The 9,286-nt window shown below is 66.3% G+C and carries 5 protein-coding genes; 2 read left to right on the plus strand and 3 right to left on the minus strand.

The features are described from left to right. Window positions 1-74 precede the first annotated feature (74 nt). The 3 genes from ACQP2D_RS22295 to ACQP2D_RS22305 form a co-directional block, all read right to left on the minus strand. Window positions 75-1,274 (minus strand): PucR family transcriptional regulator, encoded by a 1,200-nt coding sequence (locus tag ACQP2D_RS22295; RefSeq protein WP_433677844.1) that lies wholly within the window; start codon window positions 1,272-1,274, stop codon window positions 75-77. Between the two features lie 121 nt (window positions 1,275-1,395). Continuing rightward, on the minus strand, window positions 1,396-1,830 hold the full coding sequence (locus tag ACQP2D_RS22300) for a TIGR03667 family PPOX class F420-dependent oxidoreductase (RefSeq protein ID WP_433677845.1): 435 nt from the start codon (window positions 1,828-1,830) through the stop codon (window positions 1,396-1,398). Window positions 1,831-1,873: 43 nt separating this feature from the next. Beyond that, window positions 1,874-5,197 (minus strand): BTAD domain-containing putative transcriptional regulator, encoded by a 3,324-nt coding sequence (locus tag ACQP2D_RS22305; RefSeq protein ID WP_433677846.1) that lies wholly within the window; start codon window positions 5,195-5,197, stop codon window positions 1,874-1,876. Between the two features lie 462 nt (window positions 5,198-5,659). Between ACQP2D_RS22305 and ACQP2D_RS22310 the strand changes: the two genes are divergently transcribed. Together ACQP2D_RS22310 and ACQP2D_RS22315 are read left to right on the plus strand one after the other, a co-directional pair. Further along, window positions 5,660-7,714, plus strand: coding sequence for a BTAD domain-containing putative transcriptional regulator (locus ACQP2D_RS22310; RefSeq protein ID WP_433677847.1), 2,055 nt, complete (start codon window positions 5,660-5,662; stop codon window positions 7,712-7,714). A 47-nt stretch (window positions 7,715-7,761) separates the two neighbouring features. After that, window positions 7,762-9,255, plus strand: a complete 1,494-nt coding sequence (locus ACQP2D_RS22315) for an FAD-binding oxidoreductase (protein WP_433677848.1) — start codon at window positions 7,762-7,764, stop codon at window positions 9,253-9,255. The last annotated feature ends 31 nt before the right edge of the window (window positions 9,256-9,286 follow it).

The raw sequence follows: 9,286 nt of genomic DNA on the forward strand, positions 1-9,286 counted from the left end.
GAAGTCCACTGATCCAGCATCCGAATTGGGCACTGCGCCCAATCTCGGTTATCGGGACGGGGAGTTTGCTCGGGTCAGTCGCGAGCCTGTCCCCCGAGGTCGAGGGCTGCCAGCGCAAGAGAGAGCTCCAGATAGGAACGCTGTCCCTCCAGCGGGCGGCCGAGCAGTGCGGTGATGCGCTCCAGCCGATTGATCACCGTGTTCCGATGGCAGTGCAGCCGCGGTGCGGCATTGGCCGCCGAGCGATTCTCGGCCAGCCAAACCGCCAGAGTGCCCAGCAGAACATCCCGCTCTTTGACCGGCAGTTCGAGCACCGGCCCGAGGGTGGACCTCACCAGGAGTTCGCTCAGGTCTGGCGACCGCAGCAGAAGCATCTCGGGATAGCACTCGTCGAGCGAAACCAGCACTCCCACAGCATCATCCGGCACGGTGTCGAGCGCGAGGAGCGCCAACGTATGCGCCGTCACGATCTCAGCCAACCCAGCGACCGCAGCGGAGACCGCCGCCCGCCCGCGCACCTGCGGTCGCAGCCGCTGCGAGACAGATTCGACCGATCGATGCTCCAGCGCGACCAGTCCGACCGTCGAATCCGTCCGATCGTGCCACACCGAACGAATTCCCATGGAAGCCAACGCCGTCTCCGATCCTATGCCCAACGGATGTGGTCCACCGCGCGCCACCACCACGACATAGTCCCCGTGCACCGGCAGGTTCAGCTCCCGGCCCGCCCGGGTCGCGAACAAGGCATCGCGGGCCCGCCCCGAGAGCAAATCCTCGATCAGCCCGTGCCGCCGCCGTTCATCCCGCCGCACCCGATCCAGCTCAGTATTGCGATACGCAGTGACCAGCGCCGACGACATCCCGTCGATCACCGCCCAGATGGCAGTCCCCATCTCCCGGAACTGCGCGGGCGCCACATCCCCGGCCTTGTCCAGCAGCGCCTCCCACACAATGCGCCCACCGAGCCGGAACGTGCGCTGCATAGCCTCGAGCGGCACCCCCTGCTCCGCGCGCAACTCACCGATCGACGCCGCCACATCATCGCGCTCAGGCCCAGCAGCCTGCCCACCGAGCAAGTCCAGAATCCGGGTGAGGAACCGCTGGCATCCGTCCCGCAGATCCGCGCGTGTCACCGCCGAGTAATCGGTCCACTCCGGGTTGTCGGTGAAGATAGCCGCCATCAGCCGCCGGGTCAGTTCAGGAATCTCGCCCCGCAGTGCCGCGGCCAGCTCCGGTGATCTCAACGCGGACCCGGCCTTCTTAGGTGCCGCCATATCAGCACACGTTACGCCGAGTACCCTCGGCCGACCGCACGGTGATAGCGCCACCCCCACCTGCCCTCGACCCGGGCTGACGCGACGGGTCGAGGGATGGGATCGGCTCCGTGACCTGTCTTCAGAATCCGCGCACGCGGTCGGGGACAACGCGCAGCGGAATCGAGTAGTCGGCGAAGAATTGCTCTCTGGTCATTCCGATGTCGACCAGCCCCTCGGCGTACTTCTCGACGAAGGCATCGAGCTCCGCGGTGGCGGCGCCGTCTGCGTCGACCCGGGCCGTGCCCGTGAACACGATGACGTCACCGCCGGTTGCGGTGGTGTTGAGATTCAACGAAACACGTGGGTTGGCGGCGATATTGCGCAGCTTGGGAGTACCCGGCTGGGTGAACACCAGGAACGCCCCGCCCTCCCATTGGAACCAGACCGGATTGGGTTGCGGTGTGCCGCTGGGGCTTACGGTGGTCAGCCAAATGATGGTGTCCTGCACCAGATGTTTGGTGACCTTCACACCGAAGTCGGTGCTCGAGTCGATGAGGGAGGCGGAACTGGACATTCGATCTCCTTGTGGGATGTCGGTCGAATCGGTTCGCATTTCCTCAACACCCAACTCTCCGTAGACATTCCGACGACGAGCGGTCGATGTTCGTGGGCACGTCGGCGTCGAAGTCTGTCACCGCCGCGATGATTCGCCTGACCTCATGGTCTGTGATCGCGTGCGCGAAATCGGCCACCGATACGCCGTGGCCCATGCTGAGGTGCGGTCCGGCGCTATCGAGCTCTTTGGCGAACCGCTCTTCGCCCAGCGCGCCGCGCGCAAGCGCGGTGATACGGTCGACATCCATTCGCTCGCCGCTGGCCAGGGGTGCGCCGGTCGAGGCACGCGCCCTCGTCGCCGCGCCGAGCAGTCGAGCTGCCCGGTCGTAGTGTTCGGTCAGGGTCGCAGCGCCCGCGAGCCCCTCGATGGCGAGGGCAACAGCACGGATATCGCCGGTGAGCACGGCCGCCGACAGGCTCTCCGTGTGTAGTGTCCACGCACGGTCGGCATCGCCGCGCAGTTCGGCGATGAATCCGAGCTCGGCCGACACCAGGGCCACGCCATTGTGTGCCTCGATGGCGGCGAGCCAGCCCAGCCATCGATTCAGGTGTTTCTCGGCGTCATCCAAGCGACCTTGTCGGCGCGCGCCCAGCCCCAAGCCGATTTCGGCGAAACCCTCACCTAGCCGGTTGGCGTGGCTCGCGGCCAGTCGCATCGCACGGTGATGCAGTTCGTCCGCGGTCCTGAACTCACCTCGAAGGAGGGCGATGCGCCCGAGTAACGCTAGTTTGTGCGATGTTTCCGTCCAGAGCCCCAGATCCTCGACAATCTGCAACCCTTCGCAATGAAGGTCGTTCGCCTCGTCGTAACGCCCCTCGAACTCGGCGAGCACCGCCAGCGCCTCGATGGCCTTGAGCCGGCCCCAGCGGTCCCCGACCTCATCGAAGATGGCCGCGCTCGTCTGCGCATGGTCCCTGACCGTCGCCAAGTCGCTGCGGGCCGTATTCTGCGCGGCGCGCAAGCTCAGTGACGCTGCGATTCCCCAGTTGTCGTCCAATGTGCGGAAGGTGGCCAGGGCACGGCCGACGCGGTCCTCACTCTCGGGCAGCGCGCCCGAATACCATTGTGCGTAGCCGAGAAACCATTCACTGCGCGCGAGTGCGCGCAGTTCCGTCGCGGTCTCGTCACCGCCGAGGGCGGGTGACGGACTGACAATCTGGTCGGCTTCCCCGATCAGCAACGCCATGCCGGCCCGCCACCGCACGATCGTCGCGTGCTCTACCGGGCGCAACTCGCTGGCCATCGCGCCCACCGCGGAGAGATAGCGGTGCGCTTCGGTAAGCCTGCCGCGCAGAAACCCGAACCAGATCAACGAATTCACCAGCCGCATGGCGAGCCGCACGTCGCGACGGCCGATCGCGAAATCGGCCGCCTTGCGAATATTGGGTGCTTCCACATCGAGCAGTTCGAGCCATCGTCGCTGATCGGGGCCATGCAGTCCGGCACTGGCGAGTTCGCCGCGGTTGGCGTAGTACATCGCATGCCGCAGCCGCATTTCGAGGAGCATCCCCGTGGTCTCGAGATGCTCGACGCAGTATGCCCCGATCGATTCCAGCAGCCGGTAGCGAGGCCCGTGCTGCGATTCCTGCATGATCACCAGGGACCGGTCGACGAGCCGGGTCAGCGCGGTGAGAATCTCGTGGTCGTCGGCCGGATCGCCGACCAGCGACCGTGCCGCCGATAAAGAACAATCCTCGGCGTGGATCGCCAACCAGCACAACACATCCCGTTCAATGGGCGACAGCGGCTCCCAGCTCCAGTCGATCGCCGCGCGCAGGGTGCGGTGCCGATCCGGGGAATCCCGGAATCCACTGTCGAGCACCTGGAAGCGTCGATCGAGTTGGACCAGCAATTCGTGCACCCCGAGCACCCGAATCTTCGTCGCAGCCAGCTCCAATGCCAGTGGAATTCCGTCGAGCCGTCGGCAGATCGCGATGATGTCATGGAGATTGGACTCATCGACGCGCAAGCCCGGTGACCGCGCGGTGAACAGCTGCACTGCACTAACGGTGCCGAGCAGTTCGGGGCGGGTGGAGCCGGCCGACGGTAGTTCCAGCGGTTCGACCGCGCTGATGGTCTCACCCCGCACCGCCAGTGGCGCCCGGCTCGTCGCCAGGATTCTGCAATCCGCCGATTCCGCGAGAATCGACTCCACCAGCTGTGCCGCCGCGTCGACAACGTGCTCACAGTTGTCCAGCACCAGCATCGCGTGCCGCGCGCGCAGGAACGCCACCACCCGGTCCACCGAATTCAGCCGCCCCGGGGACAGGGACTTCCCGTTGGACCCTGGTGGGGCGTTCACATCGATGCTCAGTACCGAAAGGACCTCATCCGCCAGCACTTCCGGCCCGTGCGAGCGGTCGAGGGCATCGAACTCGACCAGCCAGATGCCGTCCGCGAAGCTGTCGACCATGCTGTGCGCAACTGCCAGCGCGAGGCGGGATTTGCCCACACCGCCGGGGCCGACGAGGGTGACGAGTCGATCCGATACGAGGCTGGCCCGCACCAAGCCTACGGCCGCGTCCCGGCCGACCAGCGCGTTCGGAGGCTCAGGCAGATTGTGCCCGAATGTCCTGCCCTCCAACAGTATCGGTTCCGTTTGCGGGTCGACGTTCTGTTCGAGAATGGCCCGATGCAGATCGACGAGCTCTCGGCTGGGGTCCGCGCCTCGCGTCTCGGCGAGCAGGGTCCGCAGTTCGTTGAAGCTGTCGAGCGCGTCAGCGGCCCGGCCGGACCGGTACAATGCGCGCATCTGAACCGACCGCAGCCTTTCGCGCAACGGATGCTCGCGGACCAGTTCGTTGATCTCGGCGATCAGCGTTCGATGCTCGCCGAGCTCGAGACGAGCCTCGGCCAGTTCGCTGCGTGCCGCGATCCGCGCCTCGTCGAGGGAAGCGGAAACCTCGTCACGGAAGGGCAGATCGACGAAGTCGGCGAAGGCCGGCCCGCGCCACAATGCCAGGGCCTCACGCAGGAGGTTCGCCCGCGCCGGGAGATCGGTCGAAACCTGCGCCCGAGCAACGAAATCGAAGAACCGCGTCGAATCCAATCGGTGCGGCTCGGCACGAAAGAGGTATCCAGCCGGCGTTGTCACAATATACTTGCGGCCTCCGGGCTCGGCCTCCTCGAGAGCGCGGCGCAGCTGAGACACTTTGGTGTGCAACGACCGGGTCGGATTGCTCGGCGCGGATTCGGGCCACAGGTCCTCGATCAGTCGATCGGTGGAGACCGGTACACCGACATGGGCGATCAGGTCGGCGAGCAGCGCTCGAACCAGCGACTCCGGTATCGACACCGCGTCGCCGAGATCCGTGACGACATCCATTGACCCCAACACCCCGAAGTGCACGTCTCGATCCTACTCGAGTAATTCTTCGATCAAGCGATCGAAAGTCCCACGGTCGCTTCATAAGTGGGCCCGAAGCAAACCCGAAGGTCCTTCCGACAGAATGGTGCCGAACGACCGGCCGGGGCCACCGTGGCGAAGGAGCCGATCACCGGACGGTGGCCTGATCGTTCATCGCGGGTGTCACGATCTGCGCCAACGCGCGCCGATCAGGTCTCGCCGACCGGACCTGGGGAGGACTCCGAATCCGGGACCGGCACCGCACCAGCGCCTCCAATGCCGTCGGCGCTCGGACAATGGGGTTCAGCCAGCGCGTCCCAGGAGCCCCTGCCGTTCCGCCGCACATTCGCCGCGACCGACGAAGTTCGTTGGCGCCGAATGCGTTCGGAATCCGGCCGTCCGTGAATCATCACCTCGGGGACCGCCGCACCAGGGGAAATCGTGTTGTTCAGTGTTCTCGGACCGCTCGAGGTCCGACATAATGACAAGCCACTGCGACTCGGTGGCGTGAAACAGCGGGCAACCCTCGCGTACCTACTTCTGCATCCCAATTCTGTCGTCCCGGCCAGCCAGTTGCTGGATGCCTTGTGGCCCAACGAAGCGATGCCGACCTCGGCCCGGAAAATTCTGCACAATGCGGTCTGGTCGCTGCGCAATCTCTTCCCGGTCGGCAACAGCGAGCCGATTGCGCTGATCAGGCGCCCGCCGGGCTATGTCCTCGAGGTCGATACCAACCGCATCGACCTGCATCGGTTCTACCAACTCGCCGACCTGGGCCGAACCGCGGCGACAGCCGGCGATCTGGACGCGGCCGCCGCGCGACTGGCCGAATCGCTATCGCTGTGGCGCGGTTCGGCGCTGTCCGATCTCACCGAGCACGGTGTCGACTGGCCCGAGCTGGCTGCCGCCGAGGACGCGCGAATGTCGGTGTCGGAGGACTATTTCGAGATCGAACTGGCACGCGGAAATCACGCCAAGGTAGTCGACTCGCTGAGTGCGCTGGCCGACTCCGGCCAACTGCGCGAACGATCCTGCGGGCAACTCATGCTCGCGCTGTACCGTGGACGGCGACCGTCGGAGGCGCTGGCCGTCTACACGGCCTGGCGTAACTCCCTCATTGAGAATTACGGCCTCGAACCGGGATCCGAACTGCAGCAACTGCAGCAGGCCATTCTGCTGCAGAGTCCGTCGCTGACGCTGCCGGATGCCGAGCCCCCGCACCGTGAGCCCATCACGGTGGTTGCGCCGACCGACGAAATCACCCGATCCACCGTGCTGTCGGTCCAGATCGAGCCGGGCGGGACGCAGGATTCGAGTGCGGACAACTCGACCATGGGTGAACGCTATCTGCCGGCCATTCGGGCGACGGCCGAGTCACTCGGTGGCATTGTCGTAGGCGTCATCGGCACCACCGTGATGACGGCATTCCCCGAACCGTGCGAGGTGTCGGAAGTGGTGGCCGCGGCGATGCAACCGCACGAATGGATCACCGCCCGAACCGAATTCGCGTCGCGGATCAAGCCGCGTTTCCGGGCCGCGGTGGTAACCGGGGAGGCGGAGGGGCGAGTCCCGCGCGCCTATGCCGATCTGCGTAACTCGAGCAAATACGCCGATCTGTTCGACGAATGCGAACGCCTGCTGCTCGAAGCACCTTACGGAGTGGTGACGGTGAGCGAACGCACGCGGCTCGAGACCGAGCATGTGATCCGCTATCGACGGCAGCCGACCGGGCACTGGCTCGCGACGGGTATCGACACCGCGGACGGGCCGGATGCCGAAACCGACCCCGACGTCCGGATGCTGTTCGGCCTGCGGGAGCGGGTCCGGCAGCGAGGGGCGTCGCATCTGGTCGCGGTGGTCGCGCCCGCCGCGACGAGCGCCCGACGGGTCGCCCGCATCTTCCGCAATACCCTGCGTGGGCAAGGGGATTCCGAACTGGTCCTGTGCGCCCGCTTCGGCGGCGGCGATCGGCTCGAGACGCATCGGACGATGCTCGCCGCGGCGTGCGGGTTCCGGCTCGGTGACTCGCCCGCGTGGATCTCGGCGAAACTGGCCGACGCGGCGGGCCATCCGCTGCGCCCACCGGTCGCGGCGCGCAAGCTCGCCGAGGCGCTGTATCCACTCGCCACCGAGACGGGGACCGACGATCCGGTCCAGGTCCGGGAAATGCTCACCGCCTGGACCGAATTGCTGTGCGCCAAAGCTGGACTGCGGCCGACGACGCTGATCTTCGAGGACGCCCACCTGGCCGATCAGGTCAATCTGGACTTTCTCGAAACGCTGCTCGACAGTGCCGAACACGCCCCGATGCTGGTGGTGCTGACCGGCGAGGGGTCGTTGGCCCACAACCGGTTCGCGCGCATCGCGGGCACCCGGGAGTCCACCCTCATCACCTCCGATATCCGGCCCGGCCGAAGCCCCTCCCCTCGGCGGCCTACGCCCGCCCATCTCACCGCCACGACCGATCGGCACGCGACGGCCATCGCCGCGAGCTGATGCGAATCATCCATCTCGACAACCACATTCGAAGAGAAAGCGACATTATGACCGAACCGCTGTTGATCCGCCCGGACGATGCGCGCTACTGGGGTCTGATATCCGGCTCCAATACCCGATGGGTGGGATCGCCCGACTACATCCGTCTGGTGTGGTCCACCGAGCAGGTGGTCGCCGCGTTGCAGCAGGCGGTCGACGATGATCTGCGCGTCGTGGTGCGCAGTGGCGGCCACTGCGATGAGGACTTCACAGCGAACGGCAAAGTCCGGGCGGTGATCGACGTATCGGGAATGGACACGGTGCATTACGACTCGGTGATGGGCGCGTTCGCCGTCGCTCCCGGGGCCACCCTCGGACGGGTCTATTCGACGCTTTACAAGGGCTGGGGGGTGACACTGCCCGGCGGTACGTGCCCCACGGTCGGCGCGGGTGGTCATGTCGCCGGCGGCGGTTACGGTGCGCTGTCGCGCCTGCACGGGCTCATCGTCGACCACCTGTACGCCGTCGAGGTGGTCGTGGTCGACGCGGACGGCAGGGCGCGAGCGGTCGTCGCGACGCGGGAACCCGACGATCCCCACCGGGATCTGTGGTGGGCCCACACCGGTGCGGGCGGTGGCAATTTCGGAATCGTGACCCGGTACTGGTTCCGCTCGCCCGAGGCCGTCGGCGACGATCCCGCCCGGCTGCTGCCCACCCCGCCCGCCGAGCTGATCGTTTCCGACATCTCGTGGTCGTGGGACGAGCTCGACGAGGCCGGATTCACCCGCCTGGTCACCAATTTCGGCGAATGGCACGAACGCCACGCGGGGCCCGACGCCGACCACCTGAGCCTGTACAGCCAGTTGAAGATCCAGCATCGCTCGGCGGGATCGTTCCGGATGAGCACCCAGATCGACGCCGCCGAACCGGATGCCGAGCACACTCTCGACGCCTTCCTGGCCGCGGTCGGCGCGGGCACGGGCGCGACCTACACGGTCAACGACCGCAGCCGGGTGCCGTGGTTCTACGCGGTGCGGGAATGGTTCGGATTCGTCGAAGCCGCGGTGGCGCGCTGGAAGGTGAAGTCCGCGTATATGCGCCGCGCGCTGCCCGCACCTCAGCTCGACGCGCTGTACCGGCAACTGACCCGCGAGGACTATCCGCACCCGTATGCCATGGTCGCTCTGGTCAGCTATGGCGGCCGGATCAATGCGGTGGCCACGGACGCGACCGCCGCGGCGCAGCGCGATTCGATCCTCAAACTCATGTACGTCACGTTGTGGACCGATCCGGCCGAGGACGAGCGGCACGATCGCTGGATCCGCGAATGCTTCGACGCCGTCTACGCGACGACGGGCGGAGTGCCGGTACCGGGCGAGGCGACCGACGGCTGCTTCATCAACTACGCCGATGCCGATCTGGCGGACCCGGCTCACAACAGCTCGGGAATCCCGTGGCACCGCCTGTATTTCAAGGACAACTACCCGGCGCTGCAGGCCGCGAAGGCGAAATGGGATCCGCGCGAGGTGTTCTCGCACAACCTGTCGATCCGACCGGCCTGAGACGGCGGTCTCGATGGGCGACGACGCTGTC

It is taken from the genome of Nocardia sp. CA-119907, assembly GCF_050955995.1.
Lineage (GTDB): Bacteria > Actinomycetota > Actinomycetes > Mycobacteriales > Mycobacteriaceae > Nocardia.